The 23,671-nt window shown below is 61.8% G+C and carries 19 protein-coding genes and 1 pseudogene; 9 read left to right on the top strand and 11 right to left on the bottom strand.

The window, feature by feature from the left end:
• Window positions 1–236 precede the first annotated feature (236 nt).
• Window positions 237–1,820, top strand: a complete 1,584-nt coding sequence (locus YY7_RS0130840) for a porin (RefSeq protein ID WP_028166595.1) — start codon at window positions 237–239, stop codon at window positions 1,818–1,820.
• Between the two features lie 249 nt (window positions 1,821–2,069).
• Window positions 2,070–2,660 (top strand): MarR family winged helix-turn-helix transcriptional regulator, encoded by a 591-nt coding sequence (locus YY7_RS56885; RefSeq protein ID WP_051397018.1) that lies wholly within the window; start codon window positions 2,070–2,072, stop codon window positions 2,658–2,660.
• A gap of 62 nt (window positions 2,661–2,722) precedes the next feature.
• On the opposite strand, the gene YY7_RS0130830 is transcribed toward YY7_RS56885, so the two are convergent.
• Window positions 2,723–3,814 (bottom strand): amidohydrolase family protein, encoded by a 1,092-nt coding sequence (locus tag YY7_RS0130830; protein ID WP_028166594.1) that lies wholly within the window; start codon window positions 3,812–3,814, stop codon window positions 2,723–2,725.
• 107 nt (window positions 3,815–3,921) lie between these two features.
• The gene (locus YY7_RS0130825; protein WP_028166593.1) at window positions 3,922–4,797 is read right to left on the bottom strand and encodes a bifunctional helix-turn-helix transcriptional regulator/GNAT family N-acetyltransferase; all 876 of its coding nucleotides are present in this window, start codon (window positions 4,795–4,797) and stop codon (window positions 3,922–3,924) included.
• A gap of 179 nt (window positions 4,798–4,976) precedes the next feature.
• Here YY7_RS0130825 and YY7_RS60770 point away from each other — a divergent pair, with 179 nt between their 5' ends.
• Both YY7_RS60770 and YY7_RS0130815 read left to right on the top strand, forming a co-directional pair.
• Window positions 4,977–5,144: a hypothetical protein gene (locus YY7_RS60770; RefSeq protein WP_155255382.1), complete on the top strand. Its 168-nt coding sequence runs from the start codon at window positions 4,977–4,979 to the stop codon at window positions 5,142–5,144.
• A gap of 158 nt (window positions 5,145–5,302) precedes the next feature.
• Window positions 5,303–5,695 carry a c-type cytochrome gene (locus YY7_RS0130815; RefSeq protein ID WP_245287466.1) on the top strand — a complete coding sequence of 131 codons (393 nt, stop codon included), beginning with the start codon at window positions 5,303–5,305 and terminating at the stop codon, window positions 5,693–5,695.
• A 33-nt stretch (window positions 5,696–5,728) separates the two neighbouring features.
• Here YY7_RS0130815 and YY7_RS0130810 read toward each other — a convergent pair whose 3' ends face one another.
• The 3 genes from YY7_RS0130810 to YY7_RS0130800 all read right to left on the bottom strand — a co-directional run bounded on the left by YY7_RS0130810 (window position 5,729) and on the right by YY7_RS0130800 (window position 9,120).
• Window positions 5,729–6,898: a LysM peptidoglycan-binding domain-containing protein gene (locus YY7_RS0130810; protein WP_245287465.1), complete on the bottom strand. Its 1,170-nt coding sequence runs from the start codon at window positions 6,896–6,898 to the stop codon at window positions 5,729–5,731.
• Window positions 6,899–7,042: 144 nt separating this feature from the next.
• On the bottom strand, window positions 7,043–7,717 hold the full coding sequence (locus YY7_RS0130805) for a hypothetical protein (protein ID WP_028166590.1): 675 nt from the start codon (window positions 7,715–7,717) through the stop codon (window positions 7,043–7,045).
• Window positions 7,714–9,120, bottom strand: a complete 1,407-nt coding sequence (locus YY7_RS0130800; RefSeq protein ID WP_028166589.1) for a selenium-binding protein SBP56-related protein — start codon at window positions 9,118–9,120, stop codon at window positions 7,714–7,716. Before YY7_RS0130800 ends, YY7_RS0130805 begins: the two co-directional genes overlap by 4 nt.
• An 824-nt stretch (window positions 9,121–9,944) precedes the next feature.
• On the opposite strand from YY7_RS0130800, the gene YY7_RS53295 reads away from it, so the two are divergent.
• Window positions 9,945–11,495 carry a serine hydrolase domain-containing protein gene (locus YY7_RS53295; protein WP_051397017.1) on the top strand — a complete coding sequence of 517 codons (1,551 nt, stop codon included), beginning with the start codon at window positions 9,945–9,947 and terminating at the stop codon, window positions 11,493–11,495.
• A gap of 161 nt (window positions 11,496–11,656) precedes the next feature.
• Here YY7_RS53295 and YY7_RS53290 read toward each other — a convergent pair whose 3' ends face one another.
• Window positions 11,657–11,920 carry a hypothetical protein gene (locus YY7_RS53290; RefSeq protein WP_349642690.1) on the bottom strand — a complete coding sequence of 88 codons (264 nt, stop codon included), beginning with the start codon at window positions 11,918–11,920 and terminating at the stop codon, window positions 11,657–11,659.
• Window positions 11,921–12,132: 212 nt separating this feature from the next.
• Between YY7_RS53290 and YY7_RS0130775 the strand changes: the two genes are divergently transcribed.
• Entirely contained in the window at window positions 12,133–12,648 is a 516-nt protein-coding gene (locus tag YY7_RS0130775) for a DUF992 domain-containing protein (protein ID WP_028166588.1), read from the top strand.
• Between the two features lie 16 nt (window positions 12,649–12,664).
• On the opposite strand, the gene YY7_RS0130770 is transcribed toward YY7_RS0130775, so the two are convergent.
• Complete coding sequence (locus YY7_RS0130770; RefSeq protein WP_051397016.1) at window positions 12,665–13,459, bottom strand: DUF899 domain-containing protein; 795 nt, start codon at window positions 13,457–13,459, stop codon at window positions 12,665–12,667.
• A 390-nt stretch (window positions 13,460–13,849) separates the two neighbouring features.
• On the opposite strand from YY7_RS0130770, the gene YY7_RS56880 reads away from it, so the two are divergent.
• The gene (locus YY7_RS56880) at window positions 13,850–17,014 is read left to right on the top strand and encodes an ABC transporter substrate-binding protein (RefSeq protein ID WP_196237357.1); all 3,165 of its coding nucleotides are present in this window, start codon (window positions 13,850–13,852) and stop codon (window positions 17,012–17,014) included.
• Window positions 17,015–17,084: 70 nt separating this feature from the next.
• Here YY7_RS56880 and YY7_RS53280 read toward each other — a convergent pair whose 3' ends face one another.
• The 3 genes from YY7_RS53280 to YY7_RS0130750 all read right to left on the bottom strand — a co-directional run bounded on the left by YY7_RS53280 (window position 17,085) and on the right by YY7_RS0130750 (window position 20,666).
• A complete protein-coding gene (locus YY7_RS53280; RefSeq protein WP_080663916.1) occupies window positions 17,085–19,271 on the bottom strand; it encodes a PQQ-dependent dehydrogenase, methanol/ethanol family in 2,187 nt (728 codons plus the stop codon).
• 254 nt (window positions 19,272–19,525) lie between these two features.
• Complete coding sequence (locus YY7_RS0130755; RefSeq protein ID WP_028166586.1) at window positions 19,526–20,086, bottom strand: carboxymuconolactone decarboxylase family protein; 561 nt, start codon at window positions 20,084–20,086, stop codon at window positions 19,526–19,528.
• Between the two features lie 115 nt (window positions 20,087–20,201).
• Window positions 20,202–20,666: an Lrp/AsnC family transcriptional regulator gene (locus tag YY7_RS0130750; RefSeq protein WP_028166585.1), complete on the bottom strand. Its 465-nt coding sequence runs from the start codon at window positions 20,664–20,666 to the stop codon at window positions 20,202–20,204.
• Between the two features lie 161 nt (window positions 20,667–20,827).
• Here YY7_RS0130750 and YY7_RS0130745 point away from each other — a divergent pair, with 161 nt between their 5' ends.
• A complete protein-coding gene (locus YY7_RS0130745; protein WP_028166584.1) occupies window positions 20,828–21,841 on the top strand; it encodes a 1-aminocyclopropane-1-carboxylate deaminase in 1,014 nt (337 codons plus the stop codon).
• 209 nt (window positions 21,842–22,050) lie between these two features.
• A complete protein-coding gene (locus YY7_RS0130740; protein ID WP_028166583.1) occupies window positions 22,051–23,325 on the top strand; it encodes a S1C family serine protease in 1,275 nt (424 codons plus the stop codon).
• Between the two features lie 88 nt (window positions 23,326–23,413).
• Here the strand turns inward: YY7_RS0130740 and YY7_RS62130 are convergent.
• Window positions 23,414–23,671 (bottom strand): annotated as a pseudogene (locus YY7_RS62130) (IS4 family transposase); the annotation flags it as partial.

Genomic DNA, 23,671 nt, shown 5'->3' with positions numbered 1-23,671 from the left:
GTGTAGCTTGGCTGCAACAAGATCGATTTTGTTGTCATTTGATAATGGTGTTATCTAGATCATGACAAATAAGTTCGTTACTTATGCTCGGGCAAGGGGGCTGGTTGGCTGGACGCGATAAATTTTCCGTCAGCTTGAGACACTTGTAATTGGGCATTACGCGAGAGCGATGGGTCTCAGGCCGCTCGTTCCGCTTCGACTGACACCAGTCCGTCAGATCAGGAGGTTGCAATAAAATGACTGTCGTTAGGACATTCGTACTTGGTGGGGCCGCAAGCCTCATCACTCTGGCGGGCGCGCAGGCGGCCGATCTTCCGGTGAAGGCGAAGGCCGTCGAATATGTGAAGGTCTGCTCGCTGTACGGCGCCGGCTTCTGGTACATCCCGGGCACCGACACCTGCATGAAGATCGGTGGCTATCTGCGCGTGGACGCGACCTTCAACGGCGGCATCCATGGCACCCCGGCATGGAACGGCGATATCGGTCAGGGGAACCGTTATCGCGATTACTTCGCTGCTCGTTCCCGTATGGCGCTGACGATCGATACCCGCACCGCCACCGAATATGGCGTGGTCCGCACCTTCGGTCAGGCCGACTTCCAGTTCTCGACGCTCGGCGGCAGCACCTACAACCCGAACTCGATCAACACCGGCTTGCCGGTTGCCGGCTCGCAGTTGCTCGACACTCCCGGCGGCGGCTATGTCGCGGTCGAATACGTCTTCATTCAGTTTGCCGGTTTCACGTTTGGTAAGTCCGCTTCCGCCTACGCTACTCCGTGGCAGGGCTTCCCGGGCAACATCAACTCCAACCTGCTCGGCGGCCAGAACACCGATACCGGTGTGAACAACATCCAGTACACCGCGCAGTTCGGCAACGGCATCTCGGCCAGCATCGGCTTGGACGATCCGACGGTCTGGGATCGCACCGCGGTCTACAACCTGTCGCTGCCGCTGAACGCGACGTTCAACACGGGCAACGCCTATGCGGGCGTTCACGCGCCTGACGTGGTCGGCAACATCCGCATCGACCAGGCTTGGGGTCTGTTCCAGATTTCGGCCGCGGCGCATGAAGTGAGCGGCTCCTACAACACGCTCAACGCGGCTGGCGCGCCGGCCGGCGGCGTGGGTCTGCCGGGTGCGGCACCGACCGCGGCCTCCGAACTTTCCGGTCACCCTGATACCAAGTGGGGTGGTGCGGCGATGATCGGCGTGAACATCAAGAACATCCCGACCGGCCCCGGCGACGACATCAAGTTCGACGTCAGCTACGCCAAGGGCGCGACCAAGTACGTGATCTCCAGCTCGTCGGCCTCGCCGAGCTTCGCGATGTTCGGCAGCAGCGGCGCGTTCGGCGCCTATCAAAGCATCGGCTTCGGCGCCACCACCGACGGCGTCTACCTGCCGGTCGCGGCTGGCGGCGATGGATCGCTGCATCTGACGGAAGCTTTCGGCATCCGCGGTGCCTTCAACCACAACTGGGATCCCTACTGGTCGACCAGCTTCTTCGGCAGCTATTCGGCGGTCCGGTATGATGGTGCGGCGAAGGCGTTCATGTGCCTGAACTACACCACGCCGGCCAAGGCGGTCAGCGCGGACTTCGTCTGCAACCCGAACTTCAACGTGTCGCAGCTCGGTGCGGTCACTCGCTGGACCCCGGTCAAGAACCTGACCTTCTCGGCTGAATTCCAGTGGTTCCACCTCGACCAGAGCTTCCAAGGCACCGCCGTCCTGGGCCCGTCGGCGCCCAAGCCTTCGGCCCGCTACGAGTTCAAGGACCAGGATACCTACCTGCTCCAGCTCCGCGCGCAGCGTAACTTCTGAGGACAAAGAGCCGCAGCGCAGCTCGTCTGCGGCTCTACCAACGTCAACAGAGACCTGCCGCAAACAGATCTTCGTGTTGACCTCCAGGGACCTCCGGCGATGCCCCGCCGGAGGTCTTTCCTTTGAGATGACATATTATTCACGTGACATGGTGTCCGCGCGACATATTGTTGTTGCGCGTGTTCCGCTTTTGCTCATATTTTATGCAGAACCGGCCGGTGAATTTCGATTTTCGCTCTGGCGTTTCCTATGGCGGCCGATGCAGCATCCCGCGCCCTGTCGGCGCTCCAGGGTCGCTTCCAGAAGGAGCAGTCGGGGGCGCCGTCGGTCATGCCCATCCTGTCCCGCGAGCATATTGAACCAGCAGAAATGTCTTACCTTGACGATTCCCTTGGCTATGCCCTCCATCGGGCGCAATTGGCGGTGTTTGAGGGAATTCTTCAGTGTTTCGCTGAGTCCGACGTAACGGCTGCGGAATTCCTGGTGCTTGTCGTGGTGGCGGAGAACCCCGGCATCAACCAGGCTGATCTCGCCAAGAGCCTTGAAGTGGAGCGCCCGAGGATCGTTCCGACCCTCAACAGCCTGGAACAGCGCGGGCTAGCCAAGCGGACCCAAGTCGCCCAAGATGCCCGCGTCAGACAGATCCATCTCACCAAGAGCGGCCATCAGCTCGTGAAGGTGCTGCAACGGCGCGCCCGGGACCATCAGAAAAGGATCATGGCGCGGCTCGATGAAACCGAGGCAAAGGTGATTCTCTCCTGCCTCTGGAAACTTGCAGGGCGGGATTGTCCGGACGAAGAGCGCGTCCGTCGGAACGGAGCGCAAGTCCGCAGCGTCTGAGCCTTCGCCGCGAACGTGCTGTCGTCACCGCTGTCGTTTCTCGTTTTCGCCGCGGCTGACGATCACGCCTGGACGTTGATCAGCTTCGCCGCCGTCAGGCCGAGGATGTCGGCCTTCTCCTCATCGCTCAATGACGTGCATGCGAAGATGTGGTCGACCGGCTGCAACTGCCATGGATAGGGATAGTCGCTGCCCAGCACGAGCTGCGACGCGCCGACCTGCGCGGCCAGATGCCGGATGGCCTCCGGCGTGAACACCAGCGAATCGAAATAGATCTGCTTGAGATATTCGGTCGGCCGCTTCTTCAGCTTGATGTCGGGATTGCAATTGGCCGGGCTGACCAGGCAGGCGTGATCCGCACGATCCGCATAGGAAGGCAGATAGCCGCCGCCATGCGCGGCGATGATCTTCAGGCCGGGGAAGCGGTCGAACGTGCCTTCGAAGATCAGGTGCGCGAGCGCGATGCTGGTCTCGGTCGGGTAGGCAACGAGGTTGGTGAGCCAGCCATTGCCGGCAAGATGCTTGTTCAACTCCGCGATCCCCTGCGGGTGGATGAACAGGGGGACGCCGAGCTCTTCAGCCTTGGCCCAGACCGGGTGAAATTTGGGATCGGAAAACGGCATGCCCTCGACCATGCCGCCGATCGCCGCGCCTTTCAGCCCCTGTTTCCTGACCGCCGTCTCCAGCTCCTTCACCGCGAGATCGGGCGCCTGCAGCGTCAGCGACGCGAAGGCCGCAAAGCGCTCGGGCTTGGATGCACAAAGCTCGGCCAGCTTTTCGTTCTGCATCTCTACGATCTTGCCGGCGAGCTCACGATCGCGGCCGTACCAGAACGGATTGATCGATAGCACTTCCATGTCGACCGCCTGGGCGTCCATCGCCGCCAGCCGGTGATCGAGATTGATGAAAGCTTCCTCGGCGCCGCGCACCGGAGGCACCTGGATCTTGCTGGCATCGTTACCCAGCAGTGCGCCGGCTTCCCGGATCTGGCAATGCGCGTGAACGTCGATGGTCTTCACACGTTTGCCGTTGAGGCTGACCGGCAGCGTCTGGCGCGCCGGCTGCTGCGCGTGCGCGCTGCGCAACAGGCCGCAACTGCAGAACATGATGCTGGCGGCAGCGCCGCCCTTCAAGAAGTTTCGACGGGTGGTCACGCAGGTTCCTCCCAGTTCTATTTTTGAAGTGTGCAAGGTAAGGTAGAAAACGCGGCCTCAACAAGGCAGCCGGTGCGCGCCGCACAAAATGCAACCGCGGCAACTTTTCAGAGGCGCTTCTCGAAGAACGTGTCCGGATATGGATCGTCGTTGAAACGCTCGATCTCGTTCCAGCCGCTGTTGCGGTAAAGCCGCTGCGCCTCCGGCAGCGCGCTGTTGGTATCGAGACGCAGGACCTTGATGGACAATTCGCGCGCGATGTCCTCGGCGGCCTCCATGAGACGATGTGCGAGCCCAAGGCCGCGCGCTGATGGCGCGACCCACAGCCGCTTGATTTCCGCGATCTCGCCGCCACCGCCCTTCAGTCCGACGCAGCCGATCGGCAGGCCGTCCGATATCGCGACGAGGAACGCGCCGCGCGGGCGGATCATGTCCACGGCTTCCGGATCGCGGGACAGCGAGACGTCGAAGCCGTTCTCGAAGCGGCGCGCCAGTTCGGCATAATATTCGCCGAGGCAGTATCTGGCGTCGTCGCGCCTCGGGTCGATTTCCTCGAGCACGATGCGGCTGCGCCCGAGCGCGGAAGCGACCAGGTCCATCGCACGCAGAAGTTCTTCCTGCCGCGAGTGGCGGGCCAGGAAGTCTTTGGCCTGGGCGTTGGAGAGCGCTTCATAAGCGCGGAATTCGGAACGGCCGGCCTTGGTCAACCTCGCGACGCGGCGGCGTGCATCCTCGGGATGTGGCACGGTCTCGATCAGGCCTTCGTCTTCCAGGCCGCGCAGCAGGCGGCTCATCAGGCCGGAATCGAGCCCGAGATAGTCGCGGATCGCCGCGACATCGGATTGCCCATGCCCGATCGCGTTGAGCACGCGCGCGCTGCCGAGCGGGCGTCCGCGCCCGAGAAAGGAGGTGTCGAGGGCGCCCACCTCGGAGGTGACGGCGCGGTTGAAGCGGCGGACGCGCGCGATGGGGTCGAGCGGCATGATATCTGACTTTAGTCAGATAAATTGTCCTGTCAATCCGCGGGAGATCTGGGCTGCGCACTGCGTCATGTCGTTCGCCAGATCCGGGCTCGCCAGCAGGCACCTATCGCGCCCGTTAACCCAACCTCTTAACAATCCGTAAACACCTGCAAGCGCAGCCTCCGCACCGGAGGTGCAGCATGCTCATCTACCCCGTACCTGTCGAAGTGACGAAGGCGAGGGTTCAGCTTCTCGCCTATCAGATGGAAAAGGCCCCGCCTCGTGTCATCAGCGAAGCCGTCCTTGACGTCTTCGCGGCCAAGAACAAGGTCGAGCGTGACGCTGTCGCTGTCGATATCAAGGCGTAGCGCGCGGCCGTCCTTGCAGTGAGAAAAGCCGCCCCTCACGTTGCGCCCACGCGATCTCTGTTGAGCAACGGTGGCGCGGACCTATCGGAGCGCTCGGGCGTTGATGGCAGACCATCCCGGTGATGGTGGCGCCATTGTCTCACCGTAAGGTCATGCAAATGAAGCGGCAGTTCATCATCGCTCTCGGCGGGTTGACGTTCCTGCTCGCGTCATTCGCTTCCGGGCAACCGATGGCGCAAGACGCGGGCGCATCGGGACAGCAACTGTTCAACAATTCCTGCCGGACCTGCCACACCACGAAAGAGGGTGACAATCGCTTCGGTCCTCACCTGCACAACATCATCGGCCGCAAGGCCGGCTCGCTGCCGAATTATCGCTACTCCGAGGCGATGCAATCTGCCGATTTCGTGTGGGACGAAGACAAGCTCGGACGCTTCATTCAAAATCCGGATGCACTGGTGCCGGGCAACGGCATGACACCCTATACCGGAGTCCGTTCTGCCGAGGACAAGGCGAAGATCATCGCTTTCCTCAAATCGTCCGCCCCATGAGTCCGCAGCTCCCGTCGTCGCGCGGGCGGGCCTTCAGTGCGTCGGCACGACGAAGACCTGGCCGGGATAGATGCGGTTGGGATTGCGGATCTGTTCCTTGTTCGCCCGGTAGATGACGGCATAGCGTTGCCCCGCACCGAAGGCGCGCTGGCTGATGCGCCAGAGGCTGTCACCGCGGGAGACGGTGGCGGTCGTGATCTTCGGCACCACCACGGCGGAGGGCGAGCCCTTGTCGGACGGAGCGGTCGTCTGGGCAGCGGCCAGCTTGGTCGGGGCAGCTTCCGAGGGCTTGGCCTGCGCCGGCAAGGAGGCAGTGGTCAATGTGCTCGGAACGTTGAACGGCACCTCGGCACGCGCGCGGACGGCGCCCGAAGCAGCCTCCACCTCGTCCAGCCTGATCCGGTAATTGCCCGCCGCCACGCCGGCGTTGATCGCGACGGAGAGGCGACCGTTGTCGTCCGACGTCACGGCGGCGACAAAGCTGTCGTTGAGATAGAGCCTCACCGCGGCGCCGGGATGCGCACGACCGCTGACACGGAGCTTTCCGCCCGGCTCGGTCTCGACCGCTTCCACGACGATCACGCGCTCCGCCCCCGGCGTCGGGGCGGGATCCTGCGAGAGCACCTTCACAGGTTTATCCGGCGCTATCAGCGCTACGATCGGCTGTTCCTTCCCGGCAGGCTCGAGCGCCACCGCGACGCTCTGCTTGGACGCGGTCTCCTTGCCGTCCGGCTGCTTGACGCGCAGCGTCAGATCGTAATTCCCCGGCGGCAGCGGACGCGGGATCATGGCGAATTGTCCCGATTGATCGGCGACGATGCGATCGTGCAGTTCGCCGTTGCGGAGCAGCTCCACCGTCGCACCCGGCGTCGCCCGGCCCGCGATCACGGCTTCGCCTGTTGGCTCGATGCGGACAACGTCGAACTCCGGCGTGCCGTCGCTGCTACCCGGCGCGGGAGGCAGGCCGGTAAGCGCTGTTGCGAGGTTGGCTGCCTCGGATTGCAGGGCCGATAGAGCCGATGGTGCCTGATCGCGCTTGTCCGATGCCGAATCCTGCGCTGCAGGCGCAGACGTCGTGGCGGAACTGGTTGCGACCGATGGCGTTTGCCGCGCGGGAGGAATGAGGAAGAACAGCGCGACGACGCCGGCGATGGCAAATGCCAGCATCGGCACGACCATTCGGCTTATCGACGTGGCGCTCATGATGTTCATCCGTTTGGCCGAATCGCTTAATGGCGCGAGGCGCAGCATGTCGGGAACACTGCTCCCATCTGTTCAGTCCATCAAGTAGCCTTCAAGTCGCTTGGTAGATTGGTCAGCCGGACTGACCTAATCCTCCAACGTTCCTCAGTGCCAATCCGCCAGGTTGATCGCGAGCGCGATGGCGCCGACCAGGACCAGGCTCACGGCCCAGACCGTCTCCAGATTGAACCAGCTTCTCGCCACGTACCTCACGCCGAGATAACGATACACCAGCCACGCCAGGCATCCGCCGGCGGTGATCATGGCTGCGGTGTGGACCAGGGCAACCAGCAGCGCCATCGCGAGGTTCTGGTTGACGACGCCTGCCGCCGCCTCGTGGCCGTCATGGATGCCGGAAGGCAGGCAGAGCCCGAGATAGAGCGGCAGGATCATCAGCCCGGCGCCATGGGCGATCGCGACCGCGAACGACCACAGGCCAAGTTGTGTCGGCGGTATCCGTGCCAGTGCGCGCGGATGGCGAGGCCTGAGCAGTCGCGTGACGCCAAAGACGATGACGAGCAGGCTGGCGCCGGCCTGGATCGGGCGCTGCCACTCGACCAGCGCGATCAGGAGCGCGAACGGCAACAGCACCAGCAGCATTGCCAAGAGGTGACCGACCGACAGCGGCAAGAGCGCACTTGCGAGTGCACGAGGGGATTTCTCCATCAGGCCCGCGGCGACCGCGAGCGGCCAGCCCATGCCGGGATTGATCCCGTGATAGAGGCCGCTCGCGACGATGCCAAGCCAGAGCCAGAGGATGGGCGTATCTGCTTCGTTCAATTCCAGACCGACGGATAGCAGAAGGAGTCCGTCGAGCAGTCGCCGCCTTCGAGGCGGATCTGATGCGCGCGGTAGCCATCGGGGAAGCTCACGAAGTAGTCGCGGGCGAGCTCCAGCCCGCCTTGCGGCCCGACATTGGCCATCACCTTGGCGCCCGGCACGCCGTCGGGATAGAACTGGTCGTCCCAGCTCGAGTAGAGCGAGTTGGTCCAGTACACACGTTTGCCGTCGCGGCTGATCTCGACCATCTGCGGACCGCCGGCGAAGGCTTTTCCATTGGGGTGAGGTGTGCGGCGCGCGATGCCGCCGATATGCACGGAGCCGGCAAGTTTCGGCTTCCTGGGATCGCTGACGTCGTATTGGCGCATTTCGCCGGTGCCCCAGCAGGCGACGTAGAGGAAACGATCGTCCATCGACAGATCGATATCGGTCACCAGCGGCGGCACCGCGCCGAAGCCCTGCAATAGCGGCGGCAGTTTTTCCTTCGGCGCCGGCTCGGCGGGAATCGTCGCCGTCTTCTCGATGTGGAACTTGCCGCCCTCGCGCCACCAGGTCCAGATCGAGCCTTCGAGGTTGGTGGTGTCGACCACGACGCCGGCGAAGCCATACTCCCTGACGGGATCATGCGCGGGGCGTACCTCGAGCGCCATCTGGTGGTTGGCGCCGAGATCGATGGTCTGCACGTTGCGGCGGGCCCGAAGGTCCCAGAAATGCAGCCTGTGGCCGTATTTGTTCGACAGCAGATCTTCCGGCACGATGCCGTTCTCGAATTGCGGCGGCAGCCCCCATTCGCTGCTCACCATGTAGTCGCGCGGCAGATTCCACCAGAAGTCATAATGCAGCATCTGCGGGCCGCGATCGATCTCCCAGCGTCCGAGCACGTCGAAGGTTTCACAGTCCATGATGAAGATGCCGGGAGGCCCCTTGGTGCCGTCCTTGCCGCCACCGCCCAGCGTCGAGACATAAATGCCGTCCGGCCCGCAATGGATCGTGTGCGGCCGCGAGTAGCCGGTCTTGTCGAACACTTCCTCGGGCTCGATGATCTTGTGAATCTTTGCCTCGAGCGGCGATGGCTTTGTGTCGATCACATAGATGCGCGAAGATCGCAGTCCCGGGATGATGAGATAGCGGCGTTCGATAAAGGCATGTCCCGTGAGCGGCGACAGCGCGGAGGAACAGGCGTTCCAGCCGAAATGATGGAATTCATCGCCCTTGTTCGGCATCGTCACGGTATGAACGATCTGGCTGTAGGTCTTTGAGCCCGGCTTGACGTCGATCACCGCGAGCGCGTCGGGCTTGGAGAAATCGGGGCTGAGCAACAGCGTGTAGGCAAAATTCTCCGGCGGCGCTTCCATGGCAAGCTTCGGCGACGCATGGAACGTGGGGTCCGGTCTCATCGTCATGACTTCCTCCGTTATATCGGCTTGGGCCAACGGCTCGGACGGTCGGAGCGAGGAAACGGCTTGTTCTGGGACTTGCGATCGGGGTTCCGCGGGCGAGGGTTGGCAGCGCCAGCTTACGGCATCGCGCGCCCGTGCGGAATATGCTTGTGGGCGGACGGCGGTGCGGCGATTGGGCCCTGCCGCGGAGTTGTGCGACATCCGCGGCGCGTCGCACTGCGCTCGGGGCCACGCCGAATGGGCAAGTATCTCTGTGATTCCGGTATTCTTCCGTCAACCAAGCTTATTCAGCTTTCGGCTAGGAATCCCTGCCAACCTCTCGTCATTGCAAGTGGTCGCCGACTGAAGCGTGATGACTTTTCCTCGAATTGTGATCCCGCTTTAGCTTCTTAGTTTGAGCATGATTTTTTCGGGGAGGCGGTAGTCACGCTTCCGGATCATGCTTTAGCGACAGCGAATTCCGGAATGATTTGAAACCCGGACCGGCCCGGTTGGCGGTCTCTTCCACAAAGGAGGCCCCTATGCTCAAGGGCTTCGCAATTGCGGTCTTGCTGCTGCTTGGTGCATCGCAGTTCGATCAATACTGCTACGCAGGCCGTTACACGGATGCTGCGCTGTCAATGCTGAGGCAGATCAGGCACTCATTTCGGATCTGACGCCCGGCGCTGTCTGCACCGGATCATCGTTCGGGGCGTATACTCGCACGCCTGGGACGCGCAAGCTGCCAATGGCCAAGCCTGCGTTCATTCGGGCTCGATCTCGCGCAGATTTCAATCTATGATTGATAAGAGCAGGGTTCGGCGAGAGGCGTGAACCGGGAGGGTCGAATGCGTTTCAAGATGCTGACGCTTGTCGCGTTGGTCGCGAGCTTTCAGTTTTATGGCGCATCCAACCGGCTTGATGCCGCAACTGACGGTGAAGGTCCTCAGGAAGTCCTCTGGCCGACAAAATCCTGGCAGACGTCGAGCCCCGAAGAACAGAGGATGGACTCGGCTAGTCTTGTCCGGCTGATAGAGAATGTCGGCACTTATCAGCAAGACAGCCTGACGATCATCCGCCACGGAAAGATCGTCGCTGACGTCTACTATGCGCCGTACATCGCCGGTATCAGCCACGATTTGAGATCGGTGACCAAGAGCGTCGTCGGCACGCTGACCGCCATCGAGCTGCAAAAGGGCGAGCTTGATAGCGTTGATCACCCTGTCATCGATCTGTTTTCAGACAAGCAAATCCAAGACGTCGATGACCGGAAGAAGGCGATGACGGTGCAAAACCTTCTCGACATGACGTCAGGCATCGAATGGGTGGAGAAGGCATATCGCCCCGGCGAGACCATCATGAAGATGTACGAGAGCCCCGATCGGACGGCCTTCGTGCTGAACCAGCCGATGGCTGGCGCGCCCGGTGCCACATTCAATTACAATGGCGGCAACCCTTATCTGCTGTCCGCGCTCGTCAACAGGAGGTCCGGGCAGAGCGGCTTCGATTTTGCGAAGAAGGAGCTGTTCGAACCGCTCGGCATCCATAGTGCCCGATGGGGAAATGTGGATGCGCAGGGTGTGTCGGACGGCGAAGCGGGCCTGTATCTCTCGCCGCACGACATGGCCAGGATCGGCTACCTGTATCTTCACAACGGGCAGTGGGAGGGAAAACAGCTTATCCCGTCGTCATGGGTCGAGAGGGCGAAGTCCGGGCCCGTCGCCGCGACGTTTGGATTCCACTATGCGAACCTGTGGTGGTCTTATCCCGAAAAGGGCGCCTACATGGCGCGCGGCCGGCATTCGCAATTGATCCTGATCATACCGAGGCTGGATGTTATCGTCGTCATGACCGGCGCCCTGCGGGACAACGAATTCTATTCGATTTCCGGGCTGATCGACGACATCTCGGGCGCGGTCAAATCCGACAAGCCGCTGCCCGAGAACCCCCTCGCCAAGGCGTTGTTAACCGACGCGATACGCCGAGCCGCGGCCGAAAAACCGTGCGCCATCGGCGGCACGCCGGAGCTGGCCAAGGTGGTTTCGGGAAAGGTCTATCATTTCTTCGACAACAGGCTGCGGTTGAAAAGTTTCACGCTGAATTTTTACGACACGGATTCGTCCTGGGTGATCACGACCTATACCGACAAGTCAGATGGCCGGTTCACAGGATTGGTCGGACTGGACGGAACCTATCGCAAGAGCCCTCCGGCGCAGTATGGGATCAACGCCGCAAGAGGGCGCTGGACCAGCGACCATACGTTCGTGATGGAGCGCCGGATCCTGGGGCATGGCGAAATTCAGACCTGGGCGCTGACCTTCGACGGCGACAAAGTGAAGGTGAATTTCGAAAACACCGACGGCTTCAAGGCGGAGCTGCAAGGCGAGAGCACCGAGTGAATGCAGCCCGCTATGACGGCGGGGTCTGGTCCTGCAACACATCGCGCGTGAGCCGCGCGATGTGTCGATCGAATATCGGAAGCGGCTATTCGCGTCGGTTGGTCGACGAGACGGTCATGACTATCTCGCCGACCAAGGAAGCCAATTCAGTCCGTTCAGCGTCACGACAGCGACTGCCCGACGCCGGTCCGGCGGCGAAGCCTGGATACTTCGACCGGAGCGATTTCTCCATCGAGCCAGTCCTGCTCGCGCGCCAGAGCCCTCCAGGAATCTTCCAAGCGCTTGAAGTAAGTTTTCGTCTGCTTGTCAGTCGTCCGCTTTGCAAGCTTTGAACAGATCACCGCGTTATCCAAGAGATGCTGCGATTGCTTCATGGAAAGCCCTCCGTTTCGAAAGAAACGTAAGCAATCGACAAGGCCATTCAACGAAACTTCCGTGACGATTTGGTCACGCTCATGAACACCTGTTCATCATGAGCGTGCAGTCGCGGGCAAGCGAATGAAGTCAATTCGCGGCTGCAAATGTCTTGTGCAGCGATTTCCAAACGCGCTTACACCTCGACGTTGCGAGGAGCGGGAACATCACGACATTGTCCGCGTTGAGGGTGCCGTTGGAATGCTTCAATGAAGGGCGACCCATGAACAAAGCAACGCTGAACGGAATCGCAACCGCAAGTGTCCTGGCGCTCGCGCTCGGCATCGCTCCGGCTAATGCTCAAGAGGCCGGGCGAACGAAGGTCGGCACGCTCACTTGCAGCATATCGCCAGGGGTCGGGATGATCGTCGGGGGACAGCGGCAGCTGAGCTGCATCCTTACGTCGGCGAGAGGCAGAGCACGCGAGCCTTATGATGGCACCGTCAGCACGCTCGGGCTCGACATCGGCGCCACATCCGGCGGCCAACTGACATGGGCGGTTTTTGCGCCGACGACACTGCGCCGCGGCGCGTTGGCGGGAACCTATGTGGGGGCGACCGCCGGCGGCACGGTCGGCGCCGGCGTGGGCGCCAACGTCCTGGTCGGAGGATCGGACCGCACGGTCACCTTGCAGCCGCTGTCCGTGCAGGCGCAGACGGGCCTGAATATCGCGGCGGGCGTATCCAACATGGAGCTACGGCCGACCGCTGCGCCGCCTGCACGTCGCAGGGCTCAGTGACTGGAACGAGCCCGGCTCATTGCTGCGTGCCGGCGTCCTTGTTCCGGAATGCTTTCTCTCCGGCATCGGACACTTCGACCCACGTCTTGTCGGGCGCGGCGTCGGCGACGTAGTTGTCGTGCCAGTTCCACCACTTGTAGGTCGGGGTCTGGGGATAGCCTTCGGGCGAGTCCTCCCAGACCTCCTGCCGGCCCAGCGGCGTGATGTCGAGATAGTTCCAGGTGCCTCCCATCTGCTCGTCGCCTCGGTTGTTGATGAAGTAGGTGCGGAACACGCGGTCACTGTTGCGGTAGAACACGTTGGTGCCGTGCCACTCGTTGACGCCGAAGTCGGCGTCGAAGCCATCAGTGATGGTGAACCATGGCATCTGCCAGCCCATCCGCGCCTTCAGCCGTGCGATGTCCGCCTGCGGCGCGCGTGAGACGAAGACGAGGGTGGTGTCACGGGCGTTCAGATGGGCGAGGTGGGCGACCTGATCGGCCACCATGGAGCAGCCGCGGCAGGCGTGATCAGGCCAGCCGAACACGCCCGGCTCGAAGAAGGCGCGATAGACGATGAGCTGACGCCGGCCGTCGAACAGGTCGAGCAGGCTCGCCTTGCCCGCAGGCCCCTCGAACGTATACGACTTCTCCACCGCCATCCACGGCATGCGCCGGCGTTCGGCGGCGAGGGCGTCACGGGCGCGGGTCTGCGCCTTCTCCTTCACGAGCAACTGCTGGCGGGCCGCTTCCCACTCCCGCGGCGATACGACCGGTGGTGTGTGCATGGCGCGCTGGCTGCCTTTCCGTCCGTTCTCTGTCGACGTGTTCATGGCTCCGGAAACCTCCTGATTTGGACGAATGCGCGGCCTCGTGGCGTGAGGCGCGATTCCATTCGCCGCAAGTTGGCAGCGGAAATCGAACGGTGAGAGTAACAAGTGTGGCGCTATTCGGTTCGAGTCGCTGATTGCAGCCGCTGCGCGCGAGGCAGACATTCCCCGTCGATTCGATTGTGGCTTGGGGCCCAGAAGCAGAAGTGTCACTGACGCATTATTGGTGCGCTGCCATAAGGTGTTGGGAGCGGCCTCACCGGCCCCCCTTGCTTGATGTACCGTATGGCTTGATGCAGACTCTGCTATCTCAAGACTTGTCTATTTGAGGCAAATTCGCGACTGAAGGGCAGGCATTGCCTGCGAGGCTGACATATGAGCGCAGGGCTCGACATGTCCGCAGCGCAAATGTTGCGTCATGGGCGCGACGTGCTGTTCGCGCTGTGCCTCGTGGTCGAACTTGTCTGCGGTCGGGTCACGCCGGCCCACGCGCTCGAACAGGTGTCGCTGCAATTGAAGTGGAAACATCAGTTCCAGTTCGCCGGGTATTACGCTGCGGTCGAGAAGGGATTTTATCGCGACAACGGCCTCGATGTCTCGGTTCGCGAAGGCGGCCCTGGCGTCGACGCGGGCCTCGAAGTGGCCAAAGGCGCTGCTGATTTCGGCGTGTGCACGACCAGCGTGCTCGTCAACAGCGCCGAACGCGCCAACAATGTCGTCCTCGCTGTGATCTTTCAGCACTCCGCGGCCATCATCCTGGTGCTGCACCGCGCCGGCATCCATGCGGTCTCCGAGTTGAAGGGCCACGCTTTGATGGATGCCCCCGGCAGCGACGACATCGCGGCGATGCTGAAGCACGAGGGGGTCGGCTACGCGGACCTGCCCCGCATCGCCCATTCCGGGAATCCGCGTGATCTGCTCAGCGGCAAGGCCGATGCGATGGTCGCCTACAGCACCAACGAGCCGTATTTGTTCGAAGAGTACGGCACGCCATATCTGGCCTTCTCGCCGCGTGCCTACGGGTTCGACTTTTACGGCGACAACCTCTGCACCTCAAAGCGCCAGATCGCAGCGCATCCGGAGCGCGTAGCAGCGTTTCGCGAGGCGAGCTTGAGGGGGTGGGCCTATGCGCTCGCCCACAAGGAGGAGATCGCCGATCTGATACGAGGCAAGTACGCCGCGCAAAAAACTCAGAAGGCGCTGCTGTTCGAGGCCGCGCGGACCGAGCTGCTGATCGAGCCGCATCTCACGCCGATCGGTCAGCAGAGTGTCGCGCGCTGGAACGCCATCGCGCGCGCCTATGTCGACCTCGGCATGTTGGATGAAGCGAAGCTCCCGGAAGGCCTGATCTATGCGTCTGACGATCAATCATGGCGATCGCAGATGCGGGATCCGAGACCGTGGGCCTTCCTTGCGGTCGTTGCTGCCATCCTGCTGAGCCGGATTCTTTATCGCCGGATCGCGCCCGCAATCGGTGCGCTGCGACTGAGCGCGGCGATGTCGGGATTGTTCGTCCTCCTCAGCATTCCCGCGCTGATATTCATCCTGGCCTACAATTACTGGCAAAACTCGGCCACGATCAATGCGACGCTGAACGACGTCGTGGCCAAGACCAAGCGGGCCAGCATCGATGACGCCCGAGGCCTGATCAATCCGGTCGAGGCCACGCTGGAATTGCTCGCCTCCTTCGCCGCGGAAGATCCCGAGATATTCAAAAAGGAGGAGAGCCGCGAGTTGCTCCACGAGGCGCTTACATCGGCGCCGCAGATCGATGCGGTCTATGTCAGCTTGGAGGACGGCTATCATCGGGTTGTGACCCGGATCGACGATGACCGCCGGCGCTCCGATCCCAAGATTCCGGCGACAGCGAACTGGCATTCCGGCTATATCGACAGCTTCTCCGGCTCGCCGCGACGGGTCCGGCACCGCACGTTCTACGATACGTGGCCCCACGTCGTAGGGAGTTATGACGTTGGGACAATCGAGGACATCAGGACCCTTGCGGGTTACCAGGCGGCGAAAGATGCCCGCGCACTGATCATCGAGGGGCCTAGGCCAAATCCCGACACCGGCTTTCCGGTCATCATTGTGAGAGTCCCGATCATCAAGGACGGCGCGTTCGTTGGCTGTGCTTCGGCAAATATCACGCTCAACGTGCTGTCGCAGTTTCTCACCAGCCATCGCGCCAGCCCGCGCAGCACCACCGTGATCGCCAATCCGACCGATGGCACGATCATCTCTTATCCTGACCCGAAGAAAGGCGTGAGACTGGAGAACGACCGCCTGGAAATGGCCAGGCTGGATACGATTGACGACCCCAATGTGCGCGAGGCTCATCGGCTACAGAGCGATACCAATCGCGACGATTTCCTGTTCCGATCGCCGCAGGGCGGCGAAGAGATCAGCGCCTCATTTGCCCGCTTTCCAGGAAGTTTCGGCAAACCGTGGGAGGTTATCACCCTGACGCCGACCGATGATTTTATCGGGACCCTCAAGCGAACGAACAGGCAGATGGTCGCCCTGATCGCCGCTCTCACCGGCATCGAGTTGCTGCTGATCCATTTCTTCTCCCGCAGATTGTCACGGCCGATCGAATGCGTGTCGCAGGACTTGCGGTCAGTCGAGGACCTGACGTTCTCACACGGGGTCGCGACGCCATCAAAGATCAAGGAGATCAAGGAACTTCAAACCGCCGTCAAGCTGTTCGAGACGTCGCTGCGCTCCTTCTCTTCGTTCGTACCGCTGGGCATAGTCAGGAATCTGATCAAGACGGGGACCCCGCTGACGCTCGGTGTGGAACAGCGCTTCATGACGGTGCTTTTCACCGACCTGAAGGACTTTTCCACCCTGTCGGAGCAAATGGCGCCGAATGATCTCCTCGCGCAACTTTCGCACTATTTCGAAGTCGTCTCGCACGCGATAGCGGAGGAGTCCGGTACGGTCGATAAGTTCATCGGTGACGGCATCATGGCGTTCTGGGGCGCTCCGGTCCATCGCGACGACGACGTGTTGCGTGGCTGCTGTGGCGCGATGCGGGCGACGAGGCGAATGGAACAGCTCAATGCGGACTGGAGCAAGCAGGGGCGACCGTCACTGCATCTTCGGATCGGGCTGGATTGCGCCGAGGTGCTTGTCGGCAATGTCGGTTCAAGCGAGCGGCTCAGCTACACGGTGATGGGAGACGGAGTGAACGTTGCGGCGCGACTGGAGGGCATCAACAAGAATTTCGGAACCACGATCTGCATCAGCGACAGCGTGGTCGAGGCTGTCGGGCCGGAAATCGTGGCAAGGCCTATCAGAAAGGTTCAGGTCAAGGGTCGCAAGCGGGAGTTCATGATCTATGAGCTTCTGGGCATCAAGGCCAGCGACGATCCGGAGCTACGGGCGTCGGACAATGCAGCCAGACTGTGCGATTTGACGTGGGACGCCTCGTTACATTTCGAGCGAGGTGAATTCGATCAAGCCGCCCGCTGCTACGAGGGTATTTTGACTGCCTTCCCCGATGATCCAGTTGCAAAGTCGCTGCTCGCGATGTGCTCGGCAAAGGCATCGGCTTAGTCCAGGCTCTTGGACGGAGTCAATTCGGGCGGCGCGCCGCCGTTCAGAGGCGCAACTGGCTTAAGGCCAGCTAATTGCGCTTCGGCCTGACGGCGTCGGCGGTACCCTGGATGAAGGCCTGGATTTTCACAACGTCCGCTTCCGTCAGCTTGCCGGTGAAATCAGGCATGCCCTTGTCGCGGAACGGACCGTGGAAGACGATGTCCTTCAGATTGGCGATCTCTTCGGCCGGAACGTAGCCGAGATTTCTAATGTTGCCTCCGGGGCCGACACCAGGCACGCCGTGGCAGGCTGCACAGGCCGCCGCGACATAGATGGCACCGCCTTCCCTCACATCCTTCGGATCGTACTTCACGCCCTGCAGGAGACCTTCGGTCTGGTACCTCGCGAACTCCGGTAGCTTCGCCTTGCCGCCCAGCGCAAATGTATAGACCGTTCCCGGGTTCTGGTACTCGGTCACTCGCTGAGAAATGCCGAAAGCGCCGCCCCAGCCGACCGCAATCGAGACATACTGTATGTCGTCGATCATGTAAGTTGCGGCGGCCGCGACCACGCCGGTGCCGGTCGGGGTTTCCCACAGCCTGGTTCCCTTTGCTGCGTCATAGGCGATAAAGCGGCCATCCGCCGTCCCCTGGAAAACCAGGTTGCCCGCGGTGGTCAGAGTACCGCCGTTCCACGGCGACACGTGCTCGACCCGCCAGACTTCCCTTTGATGCGCCGGATCCCAAGCGAGCAGACGTCCGAATGCGGACGATTTCGGAGGTGTGCTGTTGAAAACGAAGCCGATATTCCCGCCCAGTATGGAGCCAACCTTGCCCGGCGCAGCCGCATTCTGCGTAAACGACTTTTCCGGCGTCACACTAACCGGTATGTGCTGCACCGGAATGTAGACGAGGCCGGTCTGGGGATTGAACGACATTGGATGCCAATTGTGAGCTCCGTCTGGCCCGGGAATGGAGTCGTATGGACCGTCGCCGCGCGCAGCCGGCAACTCGATCGGCCGCCCGTTGGCGTCGTATCCCGTCGCCCAATTCACATCGACGAAGTTCTTCGCCGAGATAAACTTGCCGTTGGTACGATCGATAACGAAGAAGAAGCCATTCTTCGGCGCGTGCAAGATCACTTTACGCAGTACACCGTCGATCATGATGTCGGCGAGGATCATCGGCTGGGTTGACGTGTAGTCCCAATTATCGCCGGGCGTCTCCTGGTAGTGCCAGATATATTGGCCGGTGTCGGCGTTGAGCGCGACGAGCGAGGCGAGGTAGAGATTATCGCCGCCCGACGGACTGCGGAATTTGCGATTCCAGGGAGAACCATTTCCAGTACCGATATAGACCATGTTCAAGTCGGGATCGAACGTGATCGTGTCCCACGGAGTCCCGCCGCCACCGTTGATCCAGTATTTGCCTGCCGGGTCCCAGGTCTTGGCCGCGGCTTCCATCGAAGCGTCTTCAAACGGCTTCGATGGATCCCCGGGCACAGTGAACCAGCGCCAGAGTTGATTACCTGTCTCGGTGTCGTAGGCCGTGACATACCCGCGCGCACCGTACTCGGCGCCGCTCTGGCCGATCACGACCTTGCCGTTGAACGCGCGAGGCGCGCCGGTGATCGTATAGGAATGCGCGTGGTCGATCAGCGTATCTTTTTCCCAGACCTTCGCGCCGGTCGCGGCATCTAGCGCGATCAGGCGCCCGTCATAGGCCCCCACGAATACCTTGCCCTTGTAAATGGCGACGCCACGGTTGACCACGTCGCAGCAGCCCTTGTAGCCCTTTGACCGGTCGACACCTGGATCGAACGACCAGAGTTTTTTTCCGGTCCGCGCGTCAATCGCATGGACCACGCTCCAAGACGCCGACTGATACATGATGCCGTCGACGACGACGGGTGTCGCCTCGACACCGCGCGATGATTCAAGATTGTAGCTCCAGACCAGCCCAAGATCTTTCACGTTGTCGGTGTTGATCTGATTGAGCTTGCTGAACCGCGTTTCGGCGTAGTCGAGGCCGATGGTTGGCCAATCCTTGGATGTTGTGGCGTTTGCCTTGATGAAGTTGCTGTCGACCGCCGAGGTACTCGCCTTGATGCGGTCGAGCGTCGCGCTGGTGATGCTCTGTGCCGATGCATTGACAGGGAGAGAAAGACCAAGGAGAACCGCAAGAACAACTTTTATGTCACTGAAGGAACTCTGGATCTTGAACCGATATCCCGGTGTCGTCCCTGGCCATTCACCCTTCAAGTTTGATAGCGCCATGTGTCGTCCCCGGCCTACGCCTTGCGCTGTTTGATATGGCGTATTCAAACTGCCTTCCCGCTACGGCACTATTTCAGTCTCCCGAAAAACGGTTGCAGTTGTAGGCGTGCGGCCATCACATGGCGGGGACTGCCGATGCCGTAGCCCTGGTGGAGCGTTAGCGTAACCCGGGGCTGCTCGTCGTGTTGATACGGATGTCCCGGGTTTCGCGTTCGTTCCACCCGGGCTACGCAGAGAGACGAACTCGGCTCTCGTCAATCCGGCACCGGCACGTCGAACGTGTTCAGCGTGACGGAGACCATGCAGTAGACGCCGACGAGATAGGACAGCTCGGCTGCACCGTGCTCGCCGAACTCCTGTACCGCCGCGCGATAGGTCAATTCCGGCAGCACGCCGCCGTTCACGAGCGCCGAGGCCATATCATAGGCGACCGCTTCCTGCCGCGTCAGGTCGAGCGGGCGCTGGCCGGCGACGATGGTGGCGAGCTTTTCGTCGGAGAGGCCGCGCGCCTCGGCGACCAGCACGTGAGCATAGAGCTCATAGCCCGAGCGAAAATGCGATCCGGTGACGAGGATCGCGACTTCGCGCACCGGTGCCGGCAGCAGCGGGTTCGAGGCGACGGCCTTCACCAGATCCCAGACCGGCTTGCCGAATCTCGGCTCGCGGAGCCAGGGATTCCAGGGGCCGAGCAGCGCGCCGTCGGCGCGCATGTTCACGAAGCCCTTGAAATGGCGTTCGATGCCCTTGCGCATGTCATCGTAGAGCGGCTTCTGCTCGTCGGTCAGCTCGGTCGGATCGAGGATGGGAAGGCGCATGGCAAAGCTCCTCCTTCTGATGAAAGCCCAAAGAAGAGGGAGCGTCGCGTCCATGGCGGCACGAAGCAAGTGAAGTTGCCGTGACATGCGATCGGCAAGATGCGGCCGATCCGGCTCAAAACTCCAGCGGCGCGTTGTCCACGACCTCCTTCATCACGAAGAAGGTTCGCGTCTGCCGGACGCCAGGCAGCGCGATCAATTGCTCGCCGTGGATGCGGTTGAAATCTTCCATGTCGCCGACGCGGATTTTCAGGAAGTAGTCGAAGTCGCCGGCGACGAGGTGACAGTCGAGGACGAATTTGAGCTTCGCAATCGCCTGCTCGAAGGACGCAAAGCTTTCGGGCGTGGAGCGATCGAGCACGACGCCGACCATGACGAGCGCGCCCTTGTCCACCTTGCGCGGGGTGACGATCGCACGGACTTCCCTCACGAAGCCTTCCTCGAACAGGCGCTGGGTGCGGCGGTGACAGGTGGCGGGGCTGACGCCGGCCTTCTCGGCCAGTTCGGCGTTACTCAGCCGGCCGTTCTTCTGCAGCAATCGCAGGATCTTGAGGTCGATGCGATCGAGCTTGGCAGTCATGGAAGATTCTTTCATTATTCGGCCGGTCTGCGAGAGAAATGGCGGTATGAGTGCACATTTGGCGCAGCAGAGCATAAAGCAGTCAATCGAAATAGAGAGCACCTTTCGCGCCGCCGGTGCTAGGAATCCGCATCGACACCACGCCATCAAGGGGGACCACGATGCTGGAAAAATTCGCGCGCTATCCGCTCACCTTCGGGCCGACGCATATCGAGAAACTGGAGCGGCTGTCGACGCATCTCGGTGGCAAGGTCGAGATCTTTGCCAAGCGCGAGGACTGCAATTCGGGGCTCGCCTTCGGCGGCAATAAATTGCGCAAGCTGGAATACATCATTCCTGATGCGATCGCGTCCAACGCTGACACGCTGGTCTCGATCGGCGGCGTGCAGTCGAACCACACCCGCATGGTCGCGGCCGTCGCCGCCAAGCTCGGCATGAAGTGCCGCCTGGTGCAGGAAAGCTGGGTGCCGCATGAGGACGCGGTTTATGATCGCGTCGGCAACATCCTGCTCAGCCGCGTGATGGGCGCCGACGTGCGGCTGGTCGATGACGGCTTTGATATCGGCATCCGCAAGAGCTGGGAGCAGGCGATCGAGGAGGTGAAGACCGCGGGCGGCAAGCCCTATGCGATTCCGGCTGGCGCCTCCGTGCACAAATATGGCGGGCTTGGCTATGTCGGCTTCGCCGAGGAGGTGCGGGCGCAGGAGAAGCAGCTGGGCTTCAGCTTCGACTACATCGTTGTCTGCACCGTGACCGGCTCGACCCATGCCGGCATGCTGGTCGGCTTCGCCGCCGACGGCCGCGCGCGAAACGTGATCGGCATCGATGCCTCCTTCACGCCGGCGCAGACGAAGTCGCAGGTGCTCTCGATCGCACGCAATACCGCCGCTCTCGTCGAGCTCGGCCGCGAGATCGTCGAGGACGATGTGGTGCTGCTCGAGGATTACGCCTATCCCGCCTACGGCGTGCCGTCGGACGCGACGAAGGAAGCGATCCGGCTGTGTGCACGGCTGGAAGGCATGATCACCGACCCCGTCTATGAGGGCAAATCCATGCAGGGCATGATCGACCTCGTGCAGAAAGGCTTCTTCCCGGCCGGCTCACGTGTGCTCTACGCCCATCTCGGCGGCGCGCCGGCGATCAATGGGTATGCTTACACGTTCCGAAATGGGTGACGGCATCCACCCCACTGCCGTAGCCCGGATGGAGCGTTGGCGCGCCCGCGGCATGAGGCCCCGGATTGCGCTTCGCTCCATCCGGGCTACGGGAAACACTTTGTGGTTGACGGATTTTGATTCAAAGAACAAAATAGGAACATTGCGCGCGCAACTTGCGGATGACTTGCGAAGCTTCCTATGATGGGGCGCTGGCTGGGGAGTGAAGTATGAGGTTTGCGATCAGCGCGGTTGTCGCGGCCGCGTGCGTTGTTTTGTCCGTGACGTCGTCGCATGCGCGCGGGCCGTATGGCTCGATCACGATAGGCAACTGGCAGGGCGGCGCCTATACCGACGACAACAGCGGCAACTTCACTCATTGCGCCGCCGGTGCCTCCTACCAGAGCGGCATTTATTTTCTGGTCCTGATCGACGCCCGCGGCAATTGGCGCCTGGGATTTTCCCATCAGGGCTGGCGGTTGACGGCCGGCGAATCCTTTCCGATGACGCTGACCTTTGACGGCCAGCAGCCCTTCAACGTGCATGGGCGGCCGCTTGGGGCACAGCTCGTGGCGGTCGACATGCCGCTCAATTCGTCGCTGATCAATCAATTCCGCAAGGCGCGGACGATGAGCGCGTTCGCCGAGGGCCAGCTCTTCCAGTTCAACCTGAACCAGACCGCGCAGCTATTGCCCGCGCTGGTCACTTGCGTCGAAAGCGTCAGGAAGAACGGGCTCGCCAATGCCGGTGAGTTCGCGGTCGCACTGCCGAAGCAGGCCCCACCAACGCCGGCCGCGCCGAGTGCCGCCGCACCCAATGCTGCCGCACCGAAGCAGGCCAGGGGCCAGACCGGCACCGGCATCGTGATCTCCAGCAATGGTCACGTGGTCACCAATCACCATGTCATCGATGGCTGCGGCGAGATCACGGGCAATCTCAGCGGCGAGGCACCCGTCAAGCTGCGGCTGGTTTCCAGCGACGAGACCAACGACCTTGCGCTGCTGCAGGCGCCGACCCCGTTTAAGGAGGCCGCGGTGATCAGGGAAAATTCCGTGCAAACCGGGGACGGCGTGATCGCGATCGGCTATCCCTTTCACGGGCTCTTGACGTCCGATTTCACGGTGACCACCGGCATCGTCAGTTCGCTGAGCGGCATCTTCAACGACACCCGCCATTTGCAGATCAGCGCGGCGGTGCAGCCGGGCAATAGCGGCGGGCCGCTGCTCGACTTCACCGGCGCCCTGGTCGGCGTGGTCGCAGCCAAGCTGAATGCGCTCAAGGTCGCGCGGGCAACCGGCAACATCCCCGAGAATATCAACTTCGCCATCAAGACCGGCGCGCTCAGGGATTTTCTCGACAACAGCGTCGTGATGTACCGGGTGACCGAGCGGCGCGAGATGAAGAAGGAGACGGCCGATATCGCCAAAAGTGCCCGCGGCTTCACGCTTCTGATCTCCTGCACGGCGAATGAGCAAAACGCCAGCGCGAAGAAGCCGGGCAATTAGTCCAACGCATGATTCGAATCAGTTTGAACCGTAGCCGCGGTGAAGCTGCGCTCCCTCTCCCGCTTGCGGCAGGGCTGTCCGGGGAAAATCAGCCATAGCAAAATGCCAATTGGTTCGGGGAAGTTCGCGATTTGGGCTTACTGGGATTGATAGGTGGCGGCTCGTTGATCGCGGCCAGGGATCGACGGGTGAACAGAAACTGGCGGATCAGTTCGGCCAGCCTGAGAGGGAGCATCTTGACGCAGTTGGCGCGCGCGGCGATGCGCAACAACAGGTAGGCAATCATCGCAGCGAGCACCTGCAGGCGGATAGCATTGTCGTTGGTGCCGAGGAACTTGCGAATATC

The sequence above is a fragment of the Bradyrhizobium elkanii WSM2783 genome, from assembly GCF_000472865.1.
GTDB lineage: Bacteria > Pseudomonadota > Alphaproteobacteria > Rhizobiales > Xanthobacteraceae > Bradyrhizobium > Bradyrhizobium elkanii_A.
Note: the sequence above shows the minus strand (reverse complement) of the source record. Positions and strands in the feature narration are given on the sequence as shown.

Coding starts and splice junctions, on each gene's coding strand:
- YY7_RS0130840 (WP_028166595.1), top strand. CDS start 237: ATGACTGTCGTTAGGACATTCGTACTTGGTGGGGCCGCAAGCCTCATC.
- YY7_RS56885 (WP_051397018.1), top strand. CDS start 2,070: ATGGCGGCCGATGCAGCATCCCGCGCCCTGTCGGCGCTCCAGGGTCGC.
- YY7_RS0130825 (WP_028166593.1), bottom strand. CDS start 4,797: ATGCCGCTCGACCCCATCGCGCGCGTCCGCCGCTTCAACCGCGCCGTC.
- YY7_RS60770 (WP_155255382.1), top strand. CDS start 4,977: ATGCTCATCTACCCCGTACCTGTCGAAGTGACGAAGGCGAGGGTTCAG.
- YY7_RS0130815 (WP_245287466.1), top strand. CDS start 5,303: ATGAAGCGGCAGTTCATCATCGCTCTCGGCGGGTTGACGTTCCTGCTC.
- YY7_RS0130810 (WP_245287465.1), bottom strand. CDS start 6,898: ATGAGCGCCACGTCGATAAGCCGAATGGTCGTGCCGATGCTGGCATTT.
- YY7_RS0130800 (WP_028166589.1), bottom strand. CDS start 9,120: ATGACGATGAGACCGGACCCCACGTTCCATGCGTCGCCGAAGCTTGCC.
- YY7_RS53295 (WP_051397017.1), top strand. CDS start 9,945: ATGCGTTTCAAGATGCTGACGCTTGTCGCGTTGGTCGCGAGCTTTCAG.
- YY7_RS0130775 (WP_028166588.1), top strand. CDS start 12,133: ATGAACAAAGCAACGCTGAACGGAATCGCAACCGCAAGTGTCCTGGCG.
- YY7_RS0130770 (WP_051397016.1), bottom strand. CDS start 13,459: ATGAACACGTCGACAGAGAACGGACGGAAAGGCAGCCAGCGCGCCATG.
- YY7_RS56880 (WP_196237357.1), top strand. CDS start 13,850: ATGTCCGCAGCGCAAATGTTGCGTCATGGGCGCGACGTGCTGTTCGCG.
- YY7_RS53280 (WP_080663916.1), bottom strand. CDS start 19,271: ATGGCGCTATCAAACTTGAAGGGTGAATGGCCAGGGACGACACCGGGA.
- YY7_RS0130755 (WP_028166586.1), bottom strand. CDS start 20,086: ATGCGCCTTCCCATCCTCGATCCGACCGAGCTGACCGACGAGCAGAAG.
- YY7_RS0130750 (WP_028166585.1), bottom strand. CDS start 20,666: ATGACTGCCAAGCTCGATCGCATCGACCTCAAGATCCTGCGATTGCTG.
- YY7_RS0130745 (WP_028166584.1), top strand. CDS start 20,828: ATGCTGGAAAAATTCGCGCGCTATCCGCTCACCTTCGGGCCGACGCAT.
- YY7_RS0130740 (WP_028166583.1), top strand. CDS start 22,051: ATGAGGTTTGCGATCAGCGCGGTTGTCGCGGCCGCGTGCGTTGTTTTG.